This window comes from Streptomyces sp. NPDC052101 (assembly GCF_040680235.1).
In the GTDB taxonomy this organism is placed as follows: domain Bacteria; phylum Actinomycetota; class Actinomycetes; order Streptomycetales; family Streptomycetaceae; genus Streptomyces.
Genome location: NZ_JBFAWH010000003.1, coordinates 392404 through 417088, shown reverse-complemented (window position 1 = coordinate 417088; position 24685 = coordinate 392404). Strand labels below are relative to the sequence as shown.

Sequence of the window (24685 nt, the reverse complement as noted above, 5' to 3'; positions counted from 1 at the left end):
GGCCGTGGGATCCACGGTCACCACCACCGAACCGGAGAAGACCTCGCCGGCCTCGTCCCGCCCGGGATACGGACAGCTGCTGCGCACCCGCGGCGCCTGGACCTTCCTGCTCCCCGGCTTCGCGGCGCGCCAGCCGTTCGCGATGCTCACCCTCTCCATCGTGCTGCTGGTGCAGCACACCACCGGCTCGTACGGCGCCGCGGGCGCCATCGCGGCCGCCACCGGTGTGTCCATGGCGCTGTTCGCGCCGTACAGCGGCCGCCTCGCCGACCGCTACGGCCAGCGCGCCGTGCTGGTCCCCGGCGTTCTGGTGCACACGCTGTCCGGCCTGTCCCTGACAGCGCTCGCGCTGGCGCACGCGCCGCTGTGGGCGCTGTTCCTGGCGGCCGTCCCGACCGGCGCCTCGGTGCCGCAGGTCGGCCCCATGGTGCGTGCACGCTGGGGCGTGAAGCTGCAGGGCTCGCCCCTGATGACCACTGCGGCGGCATTCGAGTCGGTCACGGACGAGCTGACCTTCGTCTTCGGTCCGCTGCTGGCGACCGCGCTGTGCACCACCGTGGCGCCGGCGGCCGGCCTGATCACCGAGGGCGCGCTGACCCTCGTCGGCGGTCTGCTGTTCGCCGCGCAGAAGGGCACCCAGCCGCCGGTGACCGAGGCGAGCGGGCACGCGCGCGTGCAGCAGGTTTCCGCACTGCGCGTTCCGGGCGTGCGCGTGCTGGTCGTGACCTTCCTGGGTATCGGGTCCGTCTTCGGTGGCATGCAGGTGTCGCTGGCGGCGTTCACCGAGTCGATCGGCGAGCCCGGCCTCAACGGCGTCCTGTACGGCGTTTTCGCCGCCGGAAACATGCTGTCCGGCATCGTCTGCGGCGCGATCGCCTGGAAGACCGCCCCCCAGCGCCGCCTGGTCGTCGGCTACACGGCGCTCGCGATCATCGCGTCCGCCCTGTGGACGGCGCACTCGGTACTGCTGCTCGCCGGGCTCGGCCTGCTGGTCGGCATGTGCATCGCGCCGGCGCTGATCACCGGCTACACGCTGGTCGAGGGCCTGGTCCCGCCGGGCGCCCGCACGGAGGCCTTCACCTGGCTGACCGGCGCGGTCGCGCTGGGGCAGGCGGCCGCCGTCACGGTCGCCGGACAGCTGGAGGACCGGCTGTGGGACGGCGCCGGGTTCCTGGTGCCGATGGCCGGCACCGTGCTCGCGCTGTTGGTCTTGGGGGCGCTGCGTTCGCGGCTGGTGCCGCCGCGCGCGACCAAGGTGATCACGCGCGGCGCGGCCCATCGCGAGCCTGCCGCGATCGGTGAGATGTGACGTGTCGAATTCCCAGGAATACGTCACTGTGACTCCGCCGCCAAGCGGCTTCTCACTTGGGCACAAGGCCCTCATGACGGTCAAGCCCTGACCGCTGCCCGTGGGCAGGTGACGTACGTTACTCCGTTCGTCGGCCGCACGGGTTAATATGGACGATCGTTAGCACTCACCGAGTGAGAGTGCCAGGAGGAAGACAGTGCCGACCTACCAGTACCAGTGCACCGAGTGCGGCGAGGGCCTCGAGGCGGTGCAGAAGTTCACCGATGACGCCCTGACCGAGTGCCCCAGCTGCAGTGGCCGCCTCAAGAAGGTGTTCTCCGCGGTCGGCATCGTCTTCAAGGGCTCCGGCTTCTACCGCAACGACTCCCGCGGCTCCACGTCGAGCAGCAGCCCGGCGTCGAAGCCGTCGAGCACGACGTCCTCCTCGTCGACCGGCTCCTCCTCGTCCGATGCGAAGCCGTCCTCGTCGAGTTCCGCCAGCAGCTCCGCGGCCTGACATCTCCGCCCTGGGCCCTGCCGTCGTACGACGGCAGGGCCTTCGGCGCTCACCGGCACCCGATCCCCCGCTGTTGCGCCGCCCGCTAGTGTGCTGGTCATGGCGAACGCAGAGATCGGCGTAATCGGCGGCTCGGGCTTCTACTCGTTCCTCGACGACGTGACCGAGGTCCAGGTGGACACCCCCTATGGTCCGCCCAGCGACTCCCTCTTCCTCGGCGAGATCGCCGGCCGGCGGGTCGCCTTCCTGCCCCGGCACGGTCGCGGCCACCACCTGCCGCCGCATCGCATCAACTACCGCGCCAACCTGTGGGCGCTGCGCTCCGTCGGCGTACGGCAGGTGCTCGGCCCCTGCGCGGTCGGCGGGCTGCGGCCCGAGTACGGCCCCGGCACACTGCTGGTGCCGGACCAGTTCGTGGACCGTACGAAGTCCCGGGTGCAGTCGTACTTCGACGGGCTGCCGCTGCCCGACGGCACCGTGCCGAACGTCGTGCACGTGTCCATGGCCGACCCCTACTGCCCCACCGGACGGACGGTCGCCCTGAAGGCCGCCCGGGGGCGGGACTGGGAACCGGTGGACGGCGGCACGCTGGTCGTGGTCGAGGGGCCGCGCTTCTCGACGCGCGCAGAATCGTTGTGGCACCAGGCGCAGGGCTGGTCGATCGTGGGCATGACCGGTCATCCCGAAGCGGCGCTCGCCCGGGAACTGGAGCTGTGCTACACCTCGCTGACCCTGGTGACCGACCTGGACGCCGGTGCCGAGACCGGCGAGGGCGTCTCGCACGAAGAAGTGCTGCGGGTGTTCGCGGCCAACGTGGACCGGCTGCGCGGCGTGCTGTTCGACGCGGTAGCGGCACTGCCCGAGACCAGGGCGCGGGAGTGTCCGTGCATGAACGCGCTCGGCGGAATGGATCCGGGCTTCGAGCTGCCGTAGCCCACTCGCCAAAAGGTCCCGGGGTGCCGTGAACAAGCATTCCGCCAATAGGCACCCTGTGGACGAATGAAGGACGAGCCGGTGGACAACCCTGCGGAATTCCCCGTTCGAGTGGGCGAGTTGTCCACAGCCCGGCCCTGATCCACCGGCTCCGGCGGGATTCGACGCGAGGCCTCATCGTGGCATCGCAAGCCGAATTCCTCGTCGCAGGCGGTGATTCCCATGCCTCGGTCCTCGTCGTCCTCCCATCCGTCCCCGTCCCCGACCTCGCCCTGGCCCTCTCCCCCACTTCCACCTTCTCCGCGCTCTCGCCCTGCCCCCTCGCCCACCCGCTCTCCCTTCTCGCCTCAGCTCCGGCTCCCGCGTCCGCTGGGAACGGACGCCCCGGCGACCTGCGAGGTCCCGCAGTTCCCTCCGGTGCGTGTGCGCGGCGGGCGGTATCAGCTGCGGCGGCTCGTGCGGCACCGCGGACGGGCCATCGCGGCCGGCCTCGCGGTGACCGCGGCCGCGCTCGTCGCGGCGGGGCCGCGCGCGGCCCTCGAACCGCACCGCGCGGAGCAGGCGCGTGCTCACCCGGTCACGAAACCCGTACGCCGGCACACGGCCGTGGAGACGGTGACGGCGCCGGTGCGGATCGCCGACGCGGCCACGGTCCGGCTTCTACGGCCCGGCGATCGCGTCGACGTCATCGCGGCCGAGGACGCGTCGGCCGGTGGCATCGCCCGGGTACTCGCGCGCGGGGTGCGGGTGACCAAGGTGCCCGAGCCACTGGACGGCACAGCGGAGAGCGGCGCGCTGGTCGTGTTGTCGGTGCCGCGTGCCATGGCGGCACGGCTCGTCGGTGCGAGCGCCACGGCACGCCTGGCGGTGACGCTGTGCTGAACCGACTCGCGCGCTTTCTCGGCGGCTTGCTGTCCATTCGCTGGATCGGGCAAGGGAACTGGACACAACGGCCTCACCGTGGCGTAGGTTGCGGAGCGTTTTGTTCCGCACCCTGCGCATGCGAGGAGAGTCCCCTAGGTGAGCGCGAAGCAGAAACCGAGCGTCTGGCAGGGTTTCAAGGCCTTCCTGATGCGCGGCAACGTCGTCGATCTGGCAGTCGCGGTGGTCATCGGCGCCGCGTTCACGAACATCGTGAACTCGGTGGTGAAGGGGGTCATCAACCCGCTGGTCGGCGCGATCGGCACGCAGAGCCTGGACGACTACAGCACGTGTCTCAGCAACTCGTGCAAGGGGACCCACGGCATCCAGCTGATGTGGGGCTCTGTGCTCGGTGCCACCCTGACCTTTCTGATCACGGCGACGGTGGTGTACTTCCTGATGGTCCTGCCGATGTCCAAGTACCTGGCCCGGCAGGAGGCCCGCAAGAAGGCGCGCGAGGGCACGCAGGAGGTCATCGAGGTGACCGAGCTGGAGGTCCTCAAGGAGATCCGCGACGCCCTGATCGCACAGCGCGGGTCCGGGCACGACGAACGCTAGCCGCGCTCCTCGGACGGCTCAGAGGTGGTGGGGCGGCTTCTCGTCGAGGAAGCGCTTCAGGTCGGCGGCGCTGTCGCCGTCCCTGCGCTCGCCCCAGCCGCGATCGGTGTCGTCCGAGGACTGCTGCTCCAGCGGGTCGTCGAAGACCAGCGCGGGCTTCGGGTCGCGGGGCTCGGATTCGGGGGCGGTGCTCATGCCTCAAGAGTACGGCCCCGTCCGGGACGACCGGACGGAGTGCCCGCCGGGTGCGGGGGCCCGAAGAAGCGCCCGCTGACCTCGGGATTCGTTCAGGACTTTGGACCCTCATTTGATTGTGAAGCCGTTCACAAGATATTGGGGCGGTTTTCTGCTGTCCTGGGAGGCATGACGTCGAGTTCCGCTCCGGCGCCCGCCCCCTCGGGCGCACCGAAGTCGTCCGGACCGCTGCGGCGGCTCACCGCGCGCGGGCGCGACGAGACGCACCGGGTCTCCTCCCCGCTAGAACTCTTCTTCGACCTGTGCTTCGTCGTGGCGATCGCGCAGGCGGGTGTGCAACTGGTGCACACCGTCACCGAGGGGCACTCGGGCGGCGGCATCCTCAACTACGCCATGCAGTTCTTCGCGATCTGGTGGGCCTGGATGAACTTCACCTGGTTCGCCTCGGCGTACGACAACGACGACGGGCTCTACCGGGTCGTCACCCTGGTGCAGATCGCCGGCGTCCTGGTGCTGGCCGCCGGAATCTCCCAGGCCTTTCAGCACCACGACTACCTGGTGGTCTGGCTCGGCTACCTGATCATGCGGCTGGCGATGGCCGCACAGTGGCTGAGAGCCGCCGCATCGGCCGAGGGCGCCGAGAGAACCATGGCGTTGCGGTACGCGTGCGGCGTCCTGCTCTGCCAGGTCGGCTGGCTCGGGCTGTTGCTGCTGCCCGGGCCCGCGCGGCCCTGGGTGTTCCTCGTGATGGCGATCGCGGAGATGTGCGTGCCGCTGTTCGCCGAGAGGAGCCATGCGACGTCGTGGCACCCGCACCACATCGCCGAGCGGTACGGCCTGTTCACCATCATCGTGCTCGGCGAGACGGTCGCCGCGGCCACCGTCGCTGTGAAGTCGGCCGTGGACGAGCACAACGCGCTGGGCGAGCTGCTGCCGATCGCGGCCGGCGGGCTCCTGATCGTCTTCTCCGCGTGGTGGATCTACTTCGTTGTGCCCATCCACGGCCACCTGCGCTCCAACGGACAGGCGTTCCTCTGGGGTTACGGCCACTACCTGATCTTCGCCTCGGCGGCGGCGATCGGCGCGGGCCTGGAGGTCGCCGTGGAACACGCGGTCGGCAAGGCCCACATCTCCACACTGTCCGCGTCGGCGGCGGTGACACTGCCGACGGCGCTGTACCTGCTGACCGTCTGGGCGCTCCACTCCCGGCACTTCAAGGTCGGCATCGCCCAGCAGCTGGTACTGCCGGTGACGGCGCTACTGGTGATCTGCTGCACGTTCCTCGGCGACTGGGCGGTGCTCGCGGCGGGGCTCGTGTCCGCGACCGCGGTCGCGACCGGAGTGACGCTCACGGCGCACATGGTCGGCCGGGAGCGCGCGGTGGGCGCCACCACGTCGGCCGACTGAGCCCTCCTGGGCGCCTGGAGGGGCGAAACTGGCGTCCATGACAGTTGACGCAATCACGGACGTCGCCGGGGTGCGGGTGGGGCACGCCACGCGCACCGGGGACGGCTGGCTCACCGGCACCACGGTCGTCCTCACCCCGGACGGCGGTGCGGTCGTCGCTGTGGACGTACGCGGCGGCGGCCCCGGCACCAAGGAGACCGACGCGCTCGATCCGCGCAACGTCGTGGACCGGGTCGACGCGGTGGTGCTGACCGGTGGCAGCGCGTACGGGCTCGACGCGGCGTCCGGCGTGATGGCCTGGCTGGAGGAGCAGCGGCGCGGCGTGCGGGTGGGGCCGGACCCGGCGCACGTCGTGCCGGTCGTGCCCGCCGCGTGCGTCTTCGATCTGGGGCGCGGCGGAGAGTTCCGCGCGCGGCCGGACGCTGAGACGGGACGGGCGGCCGTGGCGGCCGCGGCGGCGAGTGCGCCGGGCGCTCCGGTGGCGCAGGGGTGCGTCGGGGCCGGCACGGGCGCCGTGGCGGGACGGATCAAGGGCGGAGTGGGCACCGCGAGCACGACGCTCGACTCGGGGACCACCGTGGCCGCGCTGGCGGTTGTGAACGCCGCGGGGTCAGTGATCGAACCAGAGACGGGGTCGCTGTACGGGGAGTTGTGTCAGGGGCGGGTGGAGTATCCGGAGGAGCGCGTGCACGAGGCCGCGCGCCGGCGCCTCGACGAAGCCGCCGCCAGGAACGCGCCACCTCCGCTCAACACGACGCTGGCGGTGGTCGCGACCGATGCGAAGCTCTCCAAGGCGCAGGCTCAGAAACTGGCGGGCACGGCGCACGACGGGATCGCGCGTGCCGTACGGCCGGTGCACCTCATGCACGACGGGGACACCGTGTTCGCGCTGGCGACCGGCGCGCGCTCACTCGCCGAGCACCCCATGCAGCTCAACGAGATCCTCGCCGCCGGCGCGGATGTCGTGACGCGCGCGATCGTGCGGGGGGTGCGCGCCGCCGAGTCGGTGGACGGGCCGGGCGGGGCGTGGCCGTCGTACAGGGAGTTGTACGGGGCGCGGTAGCGGTGGTCGGCGCAGCGGGCCGTGTTGGGGCGGCGGTGTGCCGTGGGCCGGGGTGCACCCGCCCGCCGGGTTCGAATTGTCGCGGTTTTGTCACGTAATGACGTTCACGGGAGTGGGTGGGAACCTCCCCTGTCTCCAGTGCCCTCTTTCCCCACGCACTGGAACGGATCACGCACATCACATGAACATGGAGCAGCCCGTGACAACGCCGGACATCACAGCGCGGCGCGCACTGGCCGCCGGTGCCGCCCTGCTGGTCGGCGCCCTCACCCTGACCGCTTGCGGTGGCAGCGCCGATGCCACCAGCGACGGCAAGGGCGGCAAGGACTCCCCCAAGACATCGACGGCGAAGATCGCGATCTCGGCCAGGGACGGTTCGACCGGCGCGTCCATCAACGCGACCGGCGTGAAGGTCAGCAGCGGCAGGCTGACCGAGGTGAAGATGACCGTGGCGGGGACGCGGCAGGCCGTGGCCGGGGCGATGTCGGCGGACGGCAGCAGCTGGAAGCCGAAGCAGCAGCTGGAGCGCGGGACGAAGTACGAGATAGACGCGACCGCGAAGGACGCCGACGGGCGTACCGCGGCGGCCAACTCCATCTTCACCACGGTCACCTCGGCGAACAGCTTCATCGGCACCTACACGCCGGACAACGGCGCCACGGTCGGGGTGGGCATGCCGGTGTCGTTCACGTTCGACAAGTCGATCACCGACAAGAAGGCCGTGCAGTCGCACATCACGGTCGATTCCAGCGGTGGTCAGCAGGTGGTCGGGCACTGGTTCGGGGACCGGCGGCTCGACTTCCGGCCGCAGGAGTACTGGAAGGCCGGCTCCAAGGTCACGATGAAGATCGACCTGGACGGGGTCGAGGGCGCGAAGGGCGTCCACGGGGTGCAGAAGAAGACCGTCTCCTTCACCGTCGGGCGGTCCCAGGTCTCCACGGTCGACGTCAACACGCAGACGATGACGGTGGTGCGGGACGGCAAGACGATCAAGTCGGTGCCGATTTCCGCGGGCAGCTCGGAGCACACCACGTACAACGGGCAGATGGTGATCGCCGAGAAGTTCGTGCAGACCCGCATGAACGGATCGACGGTCGGGTTCGGCGGCGAGTACGACATCCCGGACGTGCCGCACGCGATGCGGCTGACGTCGTCGGGGACGTTCATCCACGGCAACTACTGGTACAACAAGGGCAACCCGCCCTTCGGCCGGCAGGGCACCAGCCACGGCTGCATCGGCCTCGCGGATGTGCAGGGCGCGCAGGGGGCGACGTCGGCCCAGTGGTTCTTCGACAACTCGCTCGTCGGGGACGTCGTGATCGTGAAGAACTCCCCCGACACGACGGTCGCCCCGGACAACGGACTCAACAGCTGGAACATGTCGTGGAGCGCCTGGACCGCCGGAAGTGCCGTCTGAACGGCGTTTTTTACGGCAGCCTTTGACGCCGAGCCGGGCCGCGCGGGAACTTTTCGCGCGGCCCGCGCGTTTTCCCGGCGTACGTTTTCTCGGTTCCAGGACACGATGTCCGACCGAGGGGCTACGGTATGCACCCACAAGGTGACATGCAGCAACGCCGGGAGATGCCTTGAGCGTTCCGTACGAGACAGCAGCGTACGAATCAGCCGAGTCGCCCGAGTCTCCGGAGGAGCATCTCGCGCGACTCCTCGGCCGTGCCCTGAACTCCTTCGAGCTGCCCGACGAAGTGATACGGCAGCTCGACTGCGCGCTGGCGCACGACAGTTCGCTGCACTCGGCGTACCACAGCGCGGGGCTGCACCGGGAGACATACCGGCACACCTGGCTGCTCGCCGACGGCTGCGCGGTCACGCTGTGGGAACTCGTACACAACCCCACGCCGGGCGGAGCCCCGGAGCACGAGGTGTACGTCGACGAGGAGGAGCTGCAGACGGCCACGGCACGGCTCGGGTTGCCGCCGGACACACCGGAGTTCGAGCTGCCCTCGCTGATGCGGCTGTGGGCGATTGCGGAGCCTCGGCACGTGTTCGCCTCGGACGATTCGGCGGACCACGCGCGTCGGCTTCTGCGCCGCGCGGAGAACCCGGACCGTCCCGGCGCGGAGACGGCGGCATTGCTGGCGACGGCGACCGCGCACGAGATCACGCAGGCGTTCGGGCGCCCGGGGCGCGCCGGGCGCGCGGGACTGAGCTACGCGCTGTACGAGCACGCGTTCCTGCTGCCGGACGACAGCGAGGTCTCCCTGTGGGAGGTCGAGCACACGGCGACGCCCGACGGGCGGCACATGTGCGAGGTGTACATGTCGGAGGACGCGGCCCGGGACGCCATGGAACGGCGCGCGGCGCGGCAGGGGTAGTGCCGGGGCACTAGCACGCGGTGGTGCGCGCCCGGTACGAAGGGCGCTTCGGGGGTTCGGGTGCCGTTTCGCCGTCAGCCGTTGGCGAGTTGCCGTGCCAGGCCGGCGAAGGCGTCCTGTTCGGCGGGGGTCAGCTCGACGGACTCCAGCGCGGGGCCTACCCGCCTCTGGTGCGGCAGGGCCGACAGTGCGGCGGCGATGCGCTGCGGCGGGGCCTGGGGCGCCGTGCGGCGCAGCAGGCGCATCAGGACGACCAGCCAGGCGACGGCGGCCACAGCGAGGACGGCCACGCCGATCAGCTGGAGTGTCGGAGCGTGCTCAGGCATGCGTCCCAGTACACACCACGGTCCGGGACTTTGGTCCCGGACCGTGACGTATCTCGCAGGTGCCGTGAACAACTCACAGCGAACTAAAGGGACAAGGTGCGGCGGGGCGGGGCGTTGGTCAGGCCGCCACGGGCTGCTTGGTCTCCTTGGTCGGGGTGGCCGTGCTCGCGGCGGGGTCGGTGGCCGGGCTCTCGGGGGTCTGCTTGCGCATGCCCTTGAGGAAGACGACCAGGGCCGTGGTGGCGCAGACGCCGGCCGCGATGGCGACGAGGTAGAGGAAGGGGTTGCCGATCAGCGGGACGACGAAGATGCCGCCGTGCGGGGCGCGCAGGGTGGCGCCGAAGGCCATCGACAGGGCGCCGGTGAGCGCGCCGCCCACCATGGCGGACGGGATGACCCGCAGCGGGTCCGCCGCGGCGAACGGGATCGCGCCTTCGGAGATGAAGGAGGCGCCGAGAACCCAGGCGGCCTTGCCGTTCTCGCGCTCGGTCTGGGTGAACAGCCTGCCGCGTACGGTGGTGGCCAGGGCCATCGCCAGCGGCGGGACCATGCCGGCCGCCATCACCGCGGCCATGATCTTCATCGCGGAGTCGCTGGGGTTCGAGACCGCGATGCCGGCGGTGGCGAAGGTGTAGGCGACCTTGTTGACCGGGCCGCCCAGGTCGAAGCACATCATCAGGCCGAGGAGGGCGCCGAGCAGGATCGCGTTGGTGCCGGTGAGGCCGTTCAGCCAGTCGGTGAGGCCCTTCTGGGCGGTGGCGATGGGCTTGCCGATGACGACGAACATCAGGAATCCGACGATCGCCGAGGAGATCAGCGGGATCACGACGACCGGCATGATGCCCCGGAGGGCCGCCGGGATGTTGACCTTCTGGATGGCGATCACCACGCCACCGGCGATCAGACCGGCCGCCAGGCCGCCGAGGAAGCCCGCGTTGATGGTCAGCGAGATCGCGCCGCCCACGAAGCCGGGGACCAGGCCGGGCCGGTCGGCCATGCCGTAGGCGATGTAGCCGGCCAGGACCGGGACCAGGAAGCCGAAGGCCACTGCGCCGATCTGGAACAGCAGGGCACCCCAGCTGTCGGCCTGGGTCCACACGAAGTGGTCCATCACCGACGGCGCCTTGTTGATCTTGTAGCCGCCGATCGCGAAGCCCAGGGCGATGAGGAGGCCGCCCGCGGCGACGAACGGAACCATGTAGCTCACGCCGCTCATCAGCCACTTGCGGAGCTTGGTGCCGTATCCCTCGGTGGAGTCGCCCGCGCGTTCCACCGGCGTGCTGCCCGACGCGTGCGCCGGGGCGCTCGTCTCGCCGCGCGACGCCTTCCCGCGCACCTCCGTGATGAGTTCGGCGGCCCGGTTGATGCCCGCCTTCACTCCGACGTCGACGGTCGGCTTGCCGGCGAAGCGGTCCTTGTCGCGCACGGGGACGTCGTGCGCGAAGATCACGCCGTCGGCCGCCGCGATCACCGCCGGGTCCAGCCGGGTGAAGCCGGCCGAGCCCTGTGTCTCGACGACGAGTTCGACATCCGCTTCACGGCCCGCGTTCTCCAGGGACTCGGCTGCCATGTAGGTGTGCGCGATGCCGGTCGGGCAGGAGGTGACGGCGACGATACGGAAGGGGCGCTCGCCGGAGTCCGAGGCGGAGCCGGCGCCCCCTGCGATCGTCTGCGCCGGAGCGGATGCGCCCGACTCCTGCGCCGTAGTGCCCGCCGCGGCGCCGGCGGAGGCCGCCACCGGCGCCGCAGCGGTGTCTTCGGAGGCGCCCGCAGCGCCCTGAGCAGCGTCGGCCGCGGTGTTCGCGCCTGCGCTCAAGTCCGCACTCCCGGCGCCCGCCGAGCCGCCCGCGCCCGCGCGCACCTCCGTGTTCGCGCCCTCCCCCGAGACCGCCGCCGGCGCCTGCGCCTGCGCCGCGCTCGGTGTCTCGTCCCCGCGGATCAGCGCCGCCGCCGTCTCCGCGTCGGTCACCGCGCGCAGCGCCGAGGTGAACTCGGCGTTCATCAACTGCCGGGCCAGTGAGGAGAGGATCGTGAGGTGGGCGTCGTCGGCGCCGGCCGGGGCCGCGATCAGGAAGATCAGGTCGGCCGGGCCGTCCGCGGCACCGAAGTCGATGCCTGCGGTGCTGCGGCCGAACGCGAGGGTCGGCTCGGTGACGTGGGCGCTGCGGCAGTGCGGGATGCCGATGCCGCCGTCGAGTCCGGTCGGCATCTGGGCCTCTCGGGCGGCCACATCGGCGAGGAAGCCCTCCAGGTCGGTCACCCGGCCCTGGGTCACCATGCGTTCGGCGAGGGCGCGCGCCGCCGCTTCCTTGGTGTCGGCGGACAGGTCGAGGTCGACCAGGTCCGCGGTGATCATGTCACTCATCGCGGGCTCCTATGCACGCGTATCGCCCGGGGGGAGGAGCGGGCGAAAAGGGGAACGGGGAGTGCGGTGGGGAGGGAGGTCGGGCGGGAGGCGGGGCCGGGGAAACCCCGCCTCCTGGGGGCGGCTCGACGGCTCGGCCTGCGATGCCGCCCGGTGTCAGCGGCGGTTAACGGGGAGCCCCGCCGCTTCGGGGCCGGTCGGGTAGGGGCGCCCGGGGGCGTGGTGCCGGGGCGCGCGCCCAGGCGCCGAGTGCCGGGGCGTGCGCCGCGGAGCGCGAGCGGGGTCATGACACCGGCTCCGTCAGTTCGCGGTCGAGCGGGATCTCGGCCGTGACGGTCACCGCCGACGGGTCCAGGTCGGCGGGGGTCGGCATGACGCTGCCGGGGAGCTGGACGGCGGCGGCGCCGTGGGCGACGGCGGAGGCGAGCGCCTCGGGGCCGCTGCCGCCGGCGATCAGGAAGCCGGCGAGGGAGGAGTCGCCGGCACCGACGTTGCTGCGGACGGTGTCCACGCGGGCCGCGGCGAACCAGGTGCCCGCGTCCTCGACGAGGAGCTGTCCGTCGGCGCCCAGGCTCGCAAGCACGGCGCGTGCGCCCATGCCGCGCACCTCCTCGGCCGCCTTCAGCGCGTCGCCCACGGTCGCCAGGGGGCGCCCGACGGCTTCCGCCAGCTCCTCGGCGTTCGGCTTCACCACGTCCGGCCGTGCGCGCAGCGCTTCGAGCAGCGCGCGCCCCGAGGTGTCCAGCGCGATGCGCGCGCCCCCGGCGTGCGCCCGGGTGACCACGTCGGCGTACCACGAGGGCGCGAGCCCCCGGGGCAGGCTGCCGCAGCACGCGATCCAGTCGGCGTCCCGCGAGTGCTCGCGGACCGTGTCCAGAAGGAGTTCCTGTTCGGCCGGCGACAGCTCCGGGCCCGGCGCGTTGATCTTGGTGAGCACCCCGTCGGACTCGGCGAGCGCGACGTTGGAGCGGGTGGCGCCGGCCACCGGGACCGGCGCGACCTCGATGCCCTGCGCGTCGAGCAGGTCGGCGACGAGCGCCCCCGGCGCACCACCCAGGGGCAGAACGGCGACCGTGCGCTGCCCGGCGGCCGCGACGGCGCGCGAGACGTTCACTCCCTTGCCACCCGGGTCCATGCGCTCGCCGGTGGCGCGGATGACCTCGCCGCGCTCCAGGGCGGGCACCTCGTAGGTGCGGTCGAGGGAGGGGTTGGGGGTGACGGTGAGGATCATGCGCGCACTACTTCCGTGCCGCCGCGCTCGATGGCGGCGGCGTCTTCAGGGCTCAGCCCGCTGTCGGTGATCAGCAGGTCCACGTCGCTCAGGGCGCCGAAGCGGGCGAAGTGCTCCTGACCGTGCTTGGCGGAGTCGGCCAGCAGCACCACGCGGCGGGCGGCGGCGACCGCGGCCCGCTTGACCGCGGCCTCGGCGAGGTCCGGGGTGGTCAGACCGTGCTCGACGGAGAAGCCGTTCGCCGCCACGAACAGCACGTCCGCGCGGATCTCGCCGTACGCGCGAAGCGCCCAGGCGTCCACGGCAGCGCGCGTGCGATGCCGTACGCGCCCCCCGACCAGATGGAGCTGGATGCCCGGGTGGTCGGCGAGGCGGGCGGCGATGGGCAGGCTGTGCGTGACGACGGTCAGCGAGGCCTCCAGCGGGATCGCGGCGGCGACCCGGGCGACCGTCGTACCGGCGTCGAGGATCATCGTGCCCTCGGTCGGGAGTTCGGCGAGGGCGGCTTTGGCGATGCGGTCCTTCTCGTCGGCGGCGGTGGACTCGCGCTCGGCGAGGTCGGGTTCGAAGTCGAGGCGGCCGACCGGGATGGCACCACCGTGGACCCGGCGGACGAGACCGGCGCGGTCGAGGGCCTTCAGATCGCGACGAATCGTTTCGGCGGTGACCTGGAACTCCTCGGCGAGCGACAGCACGTCCACCCGGCCGCCGTCACGTGCCAGCCGGAGGATCTCCTGCTGCCGTTCCGGTGCGTACATGTCGCTGGCCTCCGCCTCGATGTCTCGATGCCCCCGGCACTCTCGGTGCTCTCGGCGCTCTCGGTGTCTGTTCACTTCCGAGTGATGCCCGAACGTGTGGTTTCACTGGGAGGCTACGCCGGGATATCCGGAAAGTAAACAGGTTCGGATTCCAATCGGACATGAACGGGCTTCCGGGGTCGGGAGCGGAAAGTCCCGTGACACGTCCTGCAGGGGCATGACGAGGGCACGGCGAGGACATGGGCGAGGGCCCGGCACCTGATCAGCGCCGGGCCCTCGTCATGCCTGCTCAGGGCACCAGTTCGGGTTCCTTCTCCACCACCGGCGGTACGGGTACGGCCTCCACCGCGCCTTCCACATGCTGAGCGGGCCGCTTCGGCAGGGCGGACATCAGCAGGAAGATCGCGCCCATGATCCCGGCGACCCACCACAGTGCGTGCTGGAAGGCGTGTACGAAGGCCGGGCCGATCTGTGCCGGGGCCAGCCGGTCGCCGATCTCACCGAAGAACACCACCGACACAAGTCCCAGGCCGAGCGCGTTGCCCATCTGCTGCACCGTGTTGACCAGGCCGGACGCGGAGCCGGCGTGCTCGCGGGGCACCTGCGAGAGCACCGCGTCGGTCAGCGGGGCGACGATCAGCCCCATGCCCGCGCCCATCACGACCAGCGGCAGGGCCATCTGCCAGGAGGCGATGGCGAGGCCGTACTGGTGCGCCTCCCACAGATAGAGCAGCACGCCCACGCCCATCACCAGGGCGCCCGCCTGGAGCACCTTCCGCCCGAACCTCGGGACCAGCTTCTGCACCGACATCCCGGCCGCCGTCGACACCGCGAGGGAGAACGGCACGCCGGTCAGCCCGGCCCGCAGCGGGCTCCAGCCCAGGCCGATCTGCATGTACAGCGTCCAGACCAGGAAGAAGATGCCGAGCGCGACGCCGAAGACGGTCTGTACGGCGATGCCCACGGCGAAGCTCTTCACCCTGAAGAGTGACAGCTCGATGAGCGGGGAACCGTCCTTGGCCGCCTTCCGTTTTTCGTACGACACCAGCGCGACGAAGACGACGAGCGCACCGGCCATGCAGACGTATCCCCACAGCGGCCAGCCCAGCTCGCGGCCGCGCGTGAGCGGGTACAGCAGCATCAGCAGGCCCAGCGAGACCAGGGCGACACCGACGAGATCCAGTTTCAGCGCCTTCGGGGCCTTGGACTCGGTGATGAACCGGCGGCCCAGGATCCAGGCCAGGACACCGACAGGGAGGTTGATGAGGAAGATGGGCCGCCATTCGAGGCCGAACAGGTTCCACTCCGTCAGCAGCGCGCCCAGCAGCGGGCCGGAGACCGCCCCCAGACCGACGACCGCGCCGAACATGCCGAACACCTTGCCGCGTTCGTGGGCCGGGAAGGTGGCGTGCACGATCGACAGCACCTGCGGCACCATCATCGCCGCCATTCCGCCTTGCAGGATGCGGGAGGCGACCAGCATCTCCGGGTTCGCGGCGAAGCCGCACAGAGCGGAGGCGAAGGTGAAGCCGCCGACGCCGATCAGGAACAGCCGTTTGCGGCCGTGGATGTCGCCGAGACGGCCGCCGGTGATCAGACCGGCGGCGAAGGCCAGGGCGTAGCCGGCGGTTATCCACTGGATCTGGCTGACCGAGGCGCCTGCGCTGCGCCGGATGGACGGAATGGCGATGTTGACGATCGTCACGTCCACCAGGTCCATGAAGGCTGCGGTCATGACGATGGCCAGGGCCAGCCAACGACGCGCTCCACCGGAGGGGGCTGATGCGGAGAGCGCCGTGCGGGCCGGTGTGACGTCCTCGGTGCCGGTTCGCTGTGACTGGTCGCGCCCCGCGGCGGAGTCGCCGTGGGACACGGTCCCGCGCTCCTTGGTGGCTTTGCTGTCGATGTGGGTCATGCCGTCAACGTAGGAGCCCATTAGGCCAGATCGTGTCCTAGTGGTAAGGCATGCTCGGATGCATGACAACGGATACCCCGGCTCGGCTTCTGCAGCTGCTGTCCCTTCTTCAGACCCCCCGCGAGTGGCCCGGCGGGGAGCTGGCCGACCGGCTCAGGGTGTCGCGCCGTACGGTGCGGCGGGACATCGAGCGGCTGCGGGAGCTGGGCTATCCGGTACAGGCCACGAAGGGAGCGGACGGCGGATACCGGCTGGTCGCGGGCAAGGCGATGCCGCCACTGGTCCTGGACGACGAGGAGGCGGTGGCGATCGCGGTGGGCCTGCGGGCGGGTGCCGGGCATGCGGTGGAGGGCGTGGAGGAGGCGTCCGTACGGGCCCTGGCCAAGCTGGAGCAGGTGCTGCCGGCCCGGCTGCGCCACAGGGTGTCCACGCTGCAGGCGGCGACCACACCGCTGACCAGCGGGGACGGACCGAGCATCGCGCCGGAGACGCTGACCGTGATGGCCTCGACGGTGGCGGGGCATGAGCGGCTGCGGTTCGCCTACCGCGACAAGGACGGCGGCGAGTCACGGCGGCTGACCGAGCCGCACCGGCTGGTGTCGACCGGGCGACGGTGGTACCTCGTCGCCTACGACCTCGACCGCGCCGACTGGCGCACCTTCCGGGTGGACCGGGTGAGCGAGCCGTTCGCGACCGGAGTCCGGTTCGCGCCACGGGAGTTGCCGACGGGGAGCGCCGCCGAGTATCTGCGGCAGTCCATCCACCGGCGGCAGGAGACATACGAGTTCGCGGTGCGGTTCGCCGTGCCGGCGGCACAGGCCTCCACGCGGCTGCCGGCTTGGCTCGGGGCGCCGGAGGACGACGGCGACGGCGGTTGCGTCCTGCGGGGCACCACCGGCGATCCCGTGGAGTGGCTGGCGGTGCGGCTGGCGATGGTGGGGTGCGAGTTCACGGTGCGGGGGCCGAATGAACTGGTGGAGTACGTACGGAAGTTGGGAGGGAGGTTGAGCAGGGCTTGCGGGTGAATCGAGCGGGAGGGGGAATGGGGCGGGAGAGGGAATGGGGCGGGAGAAGGAATCGGATGGGGGGCGAAGTTGGGGGGTTCCGGCGGTGACGGATCAGGTGCGGCCCGCGTGGCCCTGGCCGTTCCCGCCCCAGTCAAAGCCGCGCACGGACGCGAGGTTGCGCAACGCGAGGGCCGCGGGGCCTTCGGCGCCGGTGGGTGGGGAGGCAGTGGCGGCCCAGGACTCCACGGCCACACGGACGGCGGCGCCGGCTACGGCCGCGGCGAAGCGGAGGTCCGGAGGCAGCAGGGCGGGAGCCTCGGGGAGTGTGGGAGCCGTGGGGGGCGTGGTAGGTGCGGAGCCTGCGGCAACGTTGTCGCGCCCTTTGCTCGCCTCGTGGGCCTCGTGCCCCTTGTGCGCCTCGCGCCCCTTGGGTCCTGCGCCTCTCTCGTCCGGCTCGGCTCCATCGGTTTCCGTTGGAGCAACCGCGGTGCTTCTGCGGCTGGTTGAAGCCGTCCTGGCCGCCAGGATCTCGGCCAGGGTCTGGTCCGACGCCTGGCACACCTCGGCCCAGACCTTGCGCAGGGCGGGGCTGGCGTCGGCCAGGCGGATCAGGGTGCGGACCCATTCCCAGGACGCCGCCGAGACACCGACGCCGGGGGTGAGCGTGTGGTGGACCGCGTGTTCCAGGGCCTCCGGGACGGTGAGGTGGGCCGGGGCCGAGCGGACCGCTTCCGCCCAGCGCTGGGCGCCCGCCGCGTAGAGGGGGGCGACCGCCTCTTCCTTGGTGGCGAAGTAGCGGTAGAACGTGCGCGGTGCGATGCCCGCGGCCTGGGCGATGTCCTCGGCGCGGGTGGCCCGCAGGCCCTGGCGGACGAACAGGGCGGCCGCCGCGCGGGCGATCTCCGTCCGGGTCTCGGCCTTGCGGCGTTCGGTCAGCGAGACTGGCGCAGAGGAAGAAAACTGCTGGTGGGCGGGGCTGGGGGTGGTGCTCACCCCGGCAGGCTATGCCCATGTGGCAGAATCTGCCATCCGGCGGTCCACCCCGGGGTTCAGGTACGGGGTGGGCCGCCGCTCCAGGATGCGTCACCTGCCCGTCGCCCGCGCAGACTTGAGTCTCCCGTCAGGGGAGACCGGAAGGTGGGCCCATGCACGGCGGCATCTCTTCCTCGCACAGCGGCACCTCGCCCTCCGACACCTCACCCTCCGGGACCTCACCCTCCGGCACCTCGCGTTCGATCGGGGAGCTGGCCCGGTGTACCGGGTTGTCGGTCAAGACGATCCGCTTCTACTCGGATCAGGGCCTCGTGGCGCCGGTGGGTCGTACCGCGGCCGGTTACCGCCGCTACGGCCCAGAGGCCGTCGCCCGGCTCGCGCTCGTACGGACGCTGCGCGAACTCGGCCTCGGCCTGGATGTGATCCGGCGGATCGTGGACCGACCGCTCGACCTCGGCCGGGTCGCGGCCGAGCAGGCCGCCGCGCTGGACGTGCAGATCAGTGTGCTGCGCCTGCGCCGGGCGGTGCTGTCCGCCGTGGCGGCAAGGCGTACGCCGAGCTTCGAGGAGATGGAACTCATGCACCGGTTGGCGACCCTGTCCGAGGCGGAACGGCGACGCCTGATCGACGGTTTCCTCGACTCCGTCTTCGCCGCACCCGACCCGTCGGAGTCCGCGGAGTCTTCGGAGTCCAACGCGCCCGACCCGTCGGCGTCCTGTGCGTCCCACCCGTCGCAGTCCGACGCGCCGCACCCTTCCGCAGTGGCCCTTCGGCGTTCCCTCACCCCCGAGTTGCCCGGCGACCCGACCGAGGAACAGATGGCGGCGTGGGTGGAGCTGGCAGAGTTGTCGCTCGACGACGGGTTCCGTTCGGCCGTACGACGCCTGGTCCGGGACCATGCCGGGAACCTGCCCGAGCCCAAGCCTGGGTCTGGCGCCGGGGCCGGGGCCGGTAGGCCGCCCGTTCCGGACGTCGTCGCCGTCACCCGGGATGTCGTGGACCCCGCTCTGGCGTCCGGCACCAGGCCCGACGGACCGGAAGCGGATCCCGTCGTCACCGACCTGATCACCCGGTGCGCCCTCGTCTCCGGGCAACACCACGACCCCACCTCGGGCCATACCTCGCCGCACGAGTGGCTGCTCCGGCGCCTGGAGGACGCGCGTGAGCCCCGCAAGGACACCTATCTCCGTCTGCTGGCCCGCATCAACGGCTGGCCGGCACCGGAACCCGTGACCCCTGCGATCGACTGGGCGACCACGGCGCTACGCGCACGGGCGGCTGCCTGACAGGGACGGACAGGAGGGGGCGGGAGGGGGCGGGAGGGGGCAGGAACGGCCGGGAGAGGCCGGGAGAGGCCGATAACGCTCGGGGAGAGGGTCCAACCGGCGGGCAATGCATGGCAGTTGGCCAGCAAGCCCCCTTGGCCGAGCGCAGTCCCGTCGGCGGCTTACGGACACACAGAGGAAGCCGGGCTTCGGCACCCGGGGGGACAGGCGCCGAAGCCCGGCTTGGGGAGGTCCCGGCGCCGGGGGGGGATTGCGTCGGGACGTGGCTGCGTGGTGTGGTCGTGCGCGGTGTGCGCGTGGGGTCGGCCGGTCTCTGCGGTACGTGCCGGTCTGTGCGGTCGTGGGGAGTGCGGTTCCCGGGGCCTGGCTGCTTCTTGGACCCGGAAGGGTTGTTCCCGCGGGTCCGGGACTTGAAGCGGTGGGACCACGCCATGTTTGCGCCGTCTTTCGCCACCGGCGTGCGCGACCCCCAGGCACCGTACGCCCATAGGCACCACCCGCCCCGAGCACCGTACCCGCGCACCGTTCCGCTCCGCTCGCCCACCGGCACCAGGCCCTGCCGGGCACGGCGCACCCGGCATACCGCCAGGGCAGTACCCGACGGCGCCGCACGGTTCCCGTGCCGTAGCCGCGCCGCCACCGACGGGCGGGTGACGAGTGACCCGTTACGCCGCCGCGTCGAAGCCGGTGTCCCGGGCCAGCTTCTTCAGTTCGAGCAGTGCGTGCTTCTCGATCTGGCGGATGCGTTCGCGGGTCAGACCGTGCTCCTTGCCGACCTCGGTCAGGGTGCGCTCGCGGCCGTCCTCGATGCCGTACCGCATCTTGATGATGGACGCCGTGCGCTGGTCCAAGCGGCCGATCAGACCGTCCAGTTCCTCACTGCGGAGCAACGTCAGCACCGACTGCTCCGGCGACACCGCGGACGTGTCCTCCAACAGGTCACCGAACTGGGTCTCGCCCTCGTCGTCCACCGACATGTTGAGGGAGACCGGGTCGCGGGCCCAGTCGAGGACGTCGATGACGCGCTCCGGTGTCGCGCCCAGCTCCGCGGCGATCTCGGCGGGCTCCGGGTCGCGGCCGTTCTCACGGTTGAACTCGCGTTGCACGCGGCGGATGCGGCCCAGCTCCTCCACCAGGTGGACGGGGAGCCGGATCGTGCGGGACTGGTCGGCGATGGAGCGGGTGATGGCCTGACGGATCCACCACGTGGCGTACGTCGAGAACTTGAAGCCCTTGCGGTAGTCGAACTTCTCGACGGCGCGCACCAGGCCGGCGTTGCCCTCCTGGATCAGGTCGAGCAGGGGCAGGCCGCTGCGCGGGTAGCGCCGGGCCACGGCCACGACCAGGCGGAGGTTGGAACGGATGAAGACGTCCTTGGCCCGCTCGCCGGCGGCGACCAGCGCATGAAGCTCCTCGCGGCTGGCGTCCGACTTGGACTCCTCCTCGCCGTCGAGGACCTGCTGCGCGAAGACACCCGCCTCGATGGTCTGGGAGAGCTCGACCTCCTTTGCGGCGTCGAGCAGCGGCGTGCGCGCGATCTCGTCCAGGTACATGCCGACCAGGTCGCGGTCTGCGATCTCGCCGCCATGAGCGCGAACACTGCGGGCCGAGTCGGCCGTCTCGCCGGTGGCGGACTGACGACGGGCGACGGCACGGGTTGCCATGCGTGCTCCCTTGCGATGGTGGTCTGGCGGGTGGTCCTGACGAACGCTCGGCATCCGGGGGAGTGTCGCTGGGACTCTCTCTCAGTGCCCTGCATCCGTGGGAAACAACGACTGGAATCCGGACAGAATTCCCAACCCGCCCCCCAATTTTTCTGATCATGCAGTACCCTGTCCGCCACGCTGGGAGGCGGGATGCCGACGGGACACACAGACGTGCAGGTCAGGCCGGGAGCCGAGGGAGATCTCGACGCCCTCACGGCGATCTACAACCACTATGTACGTGAGACGGCCATCACATTCGATACCGCGATCTTCTCTGCGGAAGAGCGCCGCCCTTGGCTGCTCTCCCACCCGGAAGACGGCCCGCACCGGCTGATGGTTGCCACGGAAGCGGAATCACAGCAAATCCTGGGGTACGCCACATCCGGCCCTTACCGGCCGAAGCCTGCGTACGTGACGTCCGTGGAGGTTTCGGTGTACGTCGCCCCCGACGCCGGCCGGCGCGGCGTCGGCACGCTGCTCTACGACGCCCTCTTCAAGGCGCTGGCCGACGAGGACGTGCACCGCGCCTACGCCGGGATCGCCCAGCCCAACGAGGCCTCCGAGCGGCTGCACGCCCGCTTCGGTTTCCGGCACGTGGGCACGTACCGCGAGGTAGGCCGCAAGTTCGGCCGCTACTGGGACGTGGCCTGGTACGAGAAGGACCTCTAGCCCCCTCTAGCCCCTGAAGGACCTGTAGCCCCTGGCTCTCGTTCGGAGGACCCGTAGACCCGGACCCCCACCCGGCCGACCGCAGCCCGCCTCGACTCACCTCGACTCGACTCACCTCGACTCGACTCGCCTCGCCTCGCCTCAGCCGAACTGGACCGACCGCTTCGCCATGCCCATCCAGAACCCGTCGATCACCGACTTCTGCGCGTCCAGCTCGCCGCCCGCCTCCGCCGCGCCCATGGTGACGAAGAGCGGGGCGAAGTGTTCGGTGCGCGGATGGGCGTAGCGGCCGGCCGGGGCCTTGCCCAGGAAGTCCAGCAGGGCGTCCCAGTCGCGGGCCTCCAGCGCACGCCGGCCCCAGTCGTCGAACTCGGAGGACCAGCTGGGCACGCCGCGGCCCGCGTGGCGCAGGGCGGCGAGGTTGTGGGTGAAGAAGCCGGAGCCGACGATCAGCACGCCCTCGTCCCGCAGCGGGGCGAGCTTGCGGCCTATGTCCATCAGGCGGACCGGGTCGAGCGTGGGCATGGAGATCTGCAGGACCGGGATGTCGGCGGCCGGGAACATCTCGACGAGGGGGACGTAGGCGCCGTGATCGAGGCCGCGGTCGGGGATGTCCTGGACCGGGGTGCCAGGGGCGCGCAGCAGCCTGCGGACGGACTCGGCCAGCCCGGGGGCGCCGGGGGCCGGGTATCGCACCTGGTAGTAGTGCTCGGGGAAGCCCCAGAAGTCGTAGACGAGCGGGACGGTCTCCACCGCGCCCAGGGCGAGCGGCGCCTCCTCCCAGTGGGCGGAGACCATGAGGATCGCCTTGGGACGGGGCAGACCGGCGGACCAGGCGGCGAGCTGGCCGGGCCAGATGGGGTCGTCGGCGAGGGGAGGCGCGCCGTGGCTGAGATAGAGGGCGGGCATGCGCTCCTGGGTGGCGGCGGACATGGCTACGACTCCCGGTCATCCGAATGCTTTAACTCTCAAGTTCCACGGCAGAGCATACGCCCGACTTGTTCAAGTTTCAAGGAGCCGACTCGTACAGTGGGACACATGAACACGGCATCCGACTCCGCCGCACAGCCCCGCTGGCTGACCGACGAGGAACAGCGCGTCTGGCGCGCCTATCTGCACGCCACCACCCTCCTCGAGGACCATCTCGACCGGCAGCTGCAGCGCGACGCGGGCATGCCGCACATCTACTACGGCCTTCTCGTCGGCCTCGCCGAGGCCCCGCGCCGCCGGCTGCGGATGACGGAGCTGGCGATGAGGGCGAAGATCACCCGCTCCCGGCTCTCGCACGCGATCGCACGGCTGGAGAAGAACGGCTGGGTGCGCCGCGAGGACTGCCCCTCCGACAAGCGCGGCCAGTTCGCGGTACTCACCGACGAGGGCCTGGAGGTGCTCGAACGCACCGCGCCGGGCCATGTGGACGCCGTACGGCAGGCGGTGTTCGACCGGCTCACCCCTCAGCAGCAGAAGGCCCTCGGCGAGATCATGGAGATCGTCGCCGAGGGCCTCCAGCCCAACGAAGCGGGTGCGGACCTGCCCTGGCTCCGCTGAATCAGCGGAACATCAGCGGGCGGGCCGCCGGTCGGTCACCGTACGGGCGCTCAGTGGGCCACCACCGGCACCGGCACCTCGTCCTCGACGCCCTCGCCGCGGATCACCTCGGTGCCGCCCGGACGGCCGGCGTTGACGAAGGTGAAGGCGATCAGGGCGGCGAGCCCGAGGATGCCGACGGCGAACCAGATCGCGGTGCTGTAACCGTGCACCATGGCCTGGAGCCCGACCAGCTGCTGCTGCGGCTTGGTGGCCGCACCAGCGATGTGGTCCTTGAGGTACGACGTCTTCGCGGACGCGGCGATGGTGTTCAGCAGGGCGGTGCCGATCGCGCCGCCCACCTGCTGCGAGGTGTTGACCATCGCGGAGGCGACACCGGCGTCCCGGGGCTCGACGCCCATGGTGGCCAGGGACATGGCCGGCATGAACGCCGTACCCATGCCGAGGCCGAGCAGCAGCATCGCGGGCAGCAGGAGCATGCCGTACGAGGAGTCGATCTTCAGCTGGGTCAGCAGCAGCATGCCGAGGCCGGCGACCAGGAAGCCGGGACCCATGAGCAGCCGGGGCGCGACCCGGGTCATCAGGCGGGTGCCGATCTGGGTGGAGCCCGTGATCATGCCGGCGATCATCGGCAGGAACGCGAAGCCGGTCTTGACCGGCGAGTAGCCCTTCACGATCTGCAGGTAGTAGGTCAGGAAGAGGAACAGGCCGAACATGCCGATGATCGCGAGGCCGAGGGAGAGGTAGATACCGCCGCGGTTGCGGTTGCTGACCACGCGCAGCGGCAGCAGCGGCGCCTTGAGGCGGGACTCGACGACCACGAAGGCGAGCAGCAGCACCGCGGACGCGACGAACATGGACACGGTGACCGCGTCGCCCCAGCCGTCGGACTCGGCGCGGGTGAAGCCGTAGACGAGGGCGACCAGGCCGAGGGTGGACAGGAACACGCCGGGGATGTCGAGCGGGGCGCGGTTGCGGCCGCCCTCCGGCTCACGGATGACGAACCAGGCACCGAGCGCGGCGACGACGGCGAACGGGATGTTCACGAAGAAGGTCCAACGCCAGTTCAGGTACTGGGTGAGGAAGCCGCCGAGGATCAGGCCGACGGCACCGCCGCCACCGGCGATGGCGCCGTAGATGCCGAACGCCTTGGCGCGCTCCTTGGCGTCGGTGAACATCACCGCGAGCAGGGAGAGCGCGGCCGGGGCGAGCAGGGCGCCGAAGACGCCCTGGAGGGCGCGGGCACCGAACATCATCGGGCCGGTGGTGGCGGCGCCGCCCAGCGCGGAGGCGAGGGCGAAGCCGGCCAGGCCGATGACGAAGGCGCGCTTGCGGCCCCACTTGTCGGCGATCCGGCCGCCGAAGAGCAGCAGACCGCCGAAGGCGAGGGCGTAGGCCGTGACGACCCACTGCCGGTTGCCGTCGGATATGCCGAGGTCGGTCTGGGCGTGGGGCAGGGCGATGTTCACGATGGTGGCGTCGAGGACGACCATCAGCTGGGCGAGCGCGATGAAGACAAGCGCCTTCCAGCGGTTGGCGTCGCCGTTCGGTACGGCGGCGCCGCGAGCCTTGAGGGCTGTTTCGGACATGGAGGTACCCACTTCGGGACTTCGTGACGGAAAGCGTGCGAGGGAGATCGAAAAAGAGATCGAAAAAGGAGGGAGTG

General features: G+C 71.1%; 23 protein-coding genes. 13 read left to right on the top strand and 10 right to left on the bottom strand.

All coding sequences use genetic code 11. The features are described 5' to 3' along the window. The first annotated feature begins 4 nt into the window (after positions 1-4). The 5 genes from AB0L75_RS09230 (at position 5) to mscL (ending at position 4217) form a co-directional block, all read left to right on the top strand. Positions 5-1309 (top strand): MFS transporter, encoded by a 1305-nt coding sequence (locus AB0L75_RS09230; protein WP_365177532.1) that lies wholly within the window; start codon positions 5-7, stop codon positions 1307-1309. A 196-nt stretch (positions 1310-1505) separates the two neighbouring features. After that, positions 1506-1805, top strand: a complete 300-nt coding sequence (locus tag AB0L75_RS09225) for an FmdB family zinc ribbon protein (protein ID WP_365177530.1) — start codon at positions 1506-1508, stop codon at positions 1803-1805. A gap of 99 nt (positions 1806-1904) precedes the next feature. Next, positions 1905-2738 (top strand): S-methyl-5'-thioadenosine phosphorylase, encoded by an 834-nt coding sequence (locus tag AB0L75_RS09220; RefSeq protein ID WP_365177527.1) that lies wholly within the window; start codon positions 1905-1907, stop codon positions 2736-2738. 222 nt (positions 2739-2960) lie between these two features. Continuing rightward, positions 2961-3620, top strand: coding sequence for a hypothetical protein (locus tag AB0L75_RS09215; protein ID WP_365177524.1), 660 nt, complete (start codon positions 2961-2963; stop codon positions 3618-3620). Positions 3621-3758: 138 nt separating this feature from the next. Beyond that, entirely contained in the window at positions 3759-4217 is a 459-nt protein-coding gene (mscL, locus tag AB0L75_RS09210; protein ID WP_365177521.1) for a large conductance mechanosensitive channel protein MscL, read from the top strand. An 18-nt stretch (positions 4218-4235) separates the two neighbouring features. Here the strand turns inward: mscL and AB0L75_RS09205 are convergent, their stop codons facing one another. Next, positions 4236-4412, bottom strand: a complete 177-nt coding sequence (locus AB0L75_RS09205) for a hypothetical protein (protein ID WP_365177518.1) — start codon at positions 4410-4412, stop codon at positions 4236-4238. Between the two features lie 168 nt (positions 4413-4580). Between AB0L75_RS09205 and AB0L75_RS09200 the strand changes: the two genes are divergently transcribed. From AB0L75_RS09200 to AB0L75_RS09185, 4 genes are all read left to right on the top strand, one after another. Next, positions 4581-5819, top strand: a complete 1239-nt coding sequence (locus AB0L75_RS09200) for a low temperature requirement protein A (RefSeq protein WP_365177515.1) — start codon at positions 4581-4583, stop codon at positions 5817-5819. 37 nt (positions 5820-5856) lie between these two features. Next, on the top strand, positions 5857-6882 hold the full coding sequence (locus AB0L75_RS09195) for a P1 family peptidase (protein ID WP_365177512.1): 1026 nt from the start codon (positions 5857-5859) through the stop codon (positions 6880-6882). Positions 6883-7081: 199 nt separating this feature from the next. Then, a complete protein-coding gene (locus tag AB0L75_RS09190) occupies positions 7082-8299 on the top strand; it encodes an Ig-like domain-containing protein (protein ID WP_365177509.1) in 1218 nt (405 codons plus the stop codon). 169 nt (positions 8300-8468) lie between these two features. Beyond that, complete coding sequence (locus AB0L75_RS09185) at positions 8469-9215, top strand: DUF6227 family protein (protein ID WP_365177506.1); 747 nt, start codon at positions 8469-8471, stop codon at positions 9213-9215. Between the two features lie 74 nt (positions 9216-9289). Here the strand turns inward: AB0L75_RS09185 and AB0L75_RS09180 are convergent, their stop codons facing one another. From AB0L75_RS09180 to AB0L75_RS09160, 5 genes are all read right to left on the bottom strand, one after another. Then, positions 9290-9541 (bottom strand): hypothetical protein, encoded by a 252-nt coding sequence (locus AB0L75_RS09180; RefSeq protein ID WP_365177503.1) that lies wholly within the window; start codon positions 9539-9541, stop codon positions 9290-9292. 118 nt (positions 9542-9659) lie between these two features. After that, the gene (locus AB0L75_RS09175) at positions 9660-11906 is read right to left on the bottom strand and encodes a fructose-specific PTS transporter subunit EIIC (protein WP_365177500.1); all 2247 of its coding nucleotides are present in this window, start codon (positions 11904-11906) and stop codon (positions 9660-9662) included. 283 nt (positions 11907-12189) lie between these two features. Next, entirely contained in the window at positions 12190-13137 is a 948-nt protein-coding gene (gene pfkB, locus AB0L75_RS09170; RefSeq protein WP_365177497.1) for a 1-phosphofructokinase, read from the bottom strand. Further along, entirely contained in the window at positions 13134-13895 is a 762-nt protein-coding gene (locus tag AB0L75_RS09165) for a DeoR/GlpR family DNA-binding transcription regulator (protein ID WP_365177494.1), read from the bottom strand. Before AB0L75_RS09165 ends, pfkB begins: the two co-directional genes overlap by 4 nt. A gap of 289 nt (positions 13896-14184) precedes the next feature. After that, the gene (locus AB0L75_RS09160) at positions 14185-15630 is read right to left on the bottom strand and encodes an MFS transporter (protein ID WP_365178061.1); all 1446 of its coding nucleotides are present in this window, start codon (positions 15628-15630) and stop codon (positions 14185-14187) included. 242 nt (positions 15631-15872) lie between these two features. Between AB0L75_RS09160 and AB0L75_RS09155 the strand changes: the two genes are divergently transcribed. Then, a complete protein-coding gene (locus AB0L75_RS09155; RefSeq protein ID WP_365177491.1) occupies positions 15873-16835 on the top strand; it encodes a YafY family protein in 963 nt (320 codons plus the stop codon). Positions 16836-16928: 93 nt separating this feature from the next. On the opposite strand, the gene AB0L75_RS09150 is transcribed toward AB0L75_RS09155, so the two are convergent. Next, a complete protein-coding gene (locus tag AB0L75_RS09150; RefSeq protein ID WP_365177488.1) occupies positions 16929-17810 on the bottom strand; it encodes a TetR family transcriptional regulator in 882 nt (293 codons plus the stop codon). Positions 17811-17962: 152 nt separating this feature from the next. Here AB0L75_RS09150 and AB0L75_RS09145 point away from each other — a divergent pair, with 152 nt between their 5' ends. Beyond that, complete coding sequence (locus AB0L75_RS09145; RefSeq protein ID WP_365177485.1) at positions 17963-19096, top strand: MerR family transcriptional regulator; 1134 nt, start codon at positions 17963-17965, stop codon at positions 19094-19096. Between the two features lie 665 nt (positions 19097-19761). Here the strand turns inward: AB0L75_RS09145 and AB0L75_RS09140 are convergent. Then, positions 19762-20760, bottom strand: coding sequence for a sigma-70 family RNA polymerase sigma factor (locus tag AB0L75_RS09140; protein WP_365177483.1), 999 nt, complete (start codon positions 20758-20760; stop codon positions 19762-19764). 192 nt (positions 20761-20952) lie between these two features. On the opposite strand from AB0L75_RS09140, the gene AB0L75_RS09135 reads away from it, so the two are divergent. Beyond that, a complete protein-coding gene (locus tag AB0L75_RS09135) occupies positions 20953-21471 on the top strand; it encodes an N-acetyltransferase family protein (protein ID WP_365177480.1) in 519 nt (172 codons plus the stop codon). Between the two features lie 141 nt (positions 21472-21612). Here AB0L75_RS09135 and AB0L75_RS09130 read toward each other — a convergent pair whose 3' ends face one another. After that, complete coding sequence (locus AB0L75_RS09130; protein ID WP_365177477.1) at positions 21613-22404, bottom strand: class III extradiol ring-cleavage dioxygenase; 792 nt, start codon at positions 22402-22404, stop codon at positions 21613-21615. Positions 22405-22509: 105 nt separating this feature from the next. Here AB0L75_RS09130 and AB0L75_RS09125 point away from each other — a divergent pair, with 105 nt between their 5' ends. Continuing rightward, complete coding sequence (locus tag AB0L75_RS09125) at positions 22510-23019, top strand: MarR family transcriptional regulator (protein WP_365177474.1); 510 nt, start codon at positions 22510-22512, stop codon at positions 23017-23019. Between the two features lie 50 nt (positions 23020-23069). On the opposite strand, the gene AB0L75_RS09120 is transcribed toward AB0L75_RS09125, so the two are convergent. Then, positions 23070-24608 (bottom strand): MFS transporter, encoded by a 1539-nt coding sequence (locus AB0L75_RS09120; RefSeq protein WP_365177471.1) that lies wholly within the window; start codon positions 24606-24608, stop codon positions 23070-23072. Positions 24609-24685 lie beyond the last annotated feature (77 nt).

Bases quoted from the DNA above. Each gene is read 5' to 3' on its own strand.
- AB0L75_RS09220 (WP_365177527.1), top strand. From the start codon at position 1,905: ATGGCGAACGCAGAGATCGGCGTAATCGGCGGCTCGGGCTTCTACTCG.
- AB0L75_RS09215 (WP_365177524.1), top strand. From the start codon at position 2,961: ATGCCTCGGTCCTCGTCGTCCTCCCATCCGTCCCCGTCCCCGACCTCG.
- AB0L75_RS09205 (WP_365177518.1), bottom strand. From the start codon at position 4,412: ATGAGCACCGCCCCCGAATCCGAGCCCCGCGACCCGAAGCCCGCGCTG.
- AB0L75_RS09200 (WP_365177515.1), top strand. From the start codon at position 4,581: ATGACGTCGAGTTCCGCTCCGGCGCCCGCCCCCTCGGGCGCACCGAAG.
- AB0L75_RS09195 (WP_365177512.1), top strand. From the start codon at position 5,857: ATGACAGTTGACGCAATCACGGACGTCGCCGGGGTGCGGGTGGGGCAC.
- AB0L75_RS09180 (WP_365177503.1), bottom strand. From the start codon at position 9,541: ATGCCTGAGCACGCTCCGACACTCCAGCTGATCGGCGTGGCCGTCCTC.
- AB0L75_RS09175 (WP_365177500.1), bottom strand. From the start codon at position 11,906: ATGAGTGACATGATCACCGCGGACCTGGTCGACCTCGACCTGTCCGCC.
- pfkB (WP_365177497.1), bottom strand. From the start codon at position 13,137: ATGATCCTCACCGTCACCCCCAACCCCTCCCTCGACCGCACCTACGAG.
- AB0L75_RS09165 (WP_365177494.1), bottom strand. From the start codon at position 13,895: ATGTACGCACCGGAACGGCAGCAGGAGATCCTCCGGCTGGCACGTGAC.
- AB0L75_RS09160 (WP_365178061.1), bottom strand. From the start codon at position 15,630: ATGACCGCAGCCTTCATGGACCTGGTGGACGTGACGATCGTCAACATC.
- AB0L75_RS09155 (WP_365177491.1), top strand. From the start codon at position 15,873: ATGACAACGGATACCCCGGCTCGGCTTCTGCAGCTGCTGTCCCTTCTT.
- AB0L75_RS09145 (WP_365177485.1), top strand. From the start codon at position 17,963: ATGCACGGCGGCATCTCTTCCTCGCACAGCGGCACCTCGCCCTCCGAC.
- AB0L75_RS09140 (WP_365177483.1), bottom strand. From the start codon at position 20,760: ATGGCAACCCGTGCCGTCGCCCGTCGTCAGTCCGCCACCGGCGAGACG.
- AB0L75_RS09135 (WP_365177480.1), top strand. From the start codon at position 20,953: ATGCCGACGGGACACACAGACGTGCAGGTCAGGCCGGGAGCCGAGGGA.
- AB0L75_RS09130 (WP_365177477.1), bottom strand. From the start codon at position 22,404: ATGTCCGCCGCCACCCAGGAGCGCATGCCCGCCCTCTATCTCAGCCAC.
- AB0L75_RS09125 (WP_365177474.1), top strand. From the start codon at position 22,510: ATGAACACGGCATCCGACTCCGCCGCACAGCCCCGCTGGCTGACCGAC.
- AB0L75_RS09120 (WP_365177471.1), bottom strand. From the start codon at position 24,608: ATGTCCGAAACAGCCCTCAAGGCTCGCGGCGCCGCCGTACCGAACGGC.